Origin of the sequence: Halomonas sp. ALS9 (genome assembly GCF_001651035.1) — a bacterium.
GTDB lineage: Bacteria > Pseudomonadota > Gammaproteobacteria > Pseudomonadales > Halomonadaceae > Vreelandella.
Window position 1 is genome coordinate 1 of the sequence record NZ_LXRG01000199.1, and the last position, 394, is coordinate 394.

1 protein-coding gene is annotated in these 394 nt (G+C 61.7%); it reads right to left on the minus strand.

Annotated elements, in window-relative coordinates; all coding sequences use genetic code 11:
- Positions 1–98: 98 nt before the first annotated feature.
- On the minus strand, positions 99–394 hold a 296-nt coding region (locus A6R74_RS22825; RefSeq protein WP_205634218.1), incomplete at its 5' end, for a hypothetical protein.

Consider the following 394-nt stretch of genomic DNA (forward strand, 5'->3'; position numbering starts at 1 on the left):
CAGCTGTTAGTGGGGCTGGGCGCTGTCGATCCGTCTCATCTGCAGATCGCCAGCTCAGCGGTACTGGGTGGTATAGCTATAGCGGTCGCGCGCGTCGATCAAAGGCCAGCGAGTAGCGTTATCCCTTGAGTTATCGCCTGAGCTTGCACTCGTGGTGGCCACCGTCTCTGTTGGCTTAACACGATACGCTCGGAATCACTGCGCAGCGTCTCGTCTAACGCTTGCCAGCGAGGCGCGTTACTCTCTTCATCGGTTGAAGCACCCCCTCGACGTATCCACAGCTGCTCGGTAGGCGAGAAGCGAGCCTGGCCGGGGGCCAGTGCGCCAAAGGTAATCCCACGGCCGGGGGCATCGGGAAGTATGCAGGCGCCGCCGTTGAGGGTAATGGCCAGGG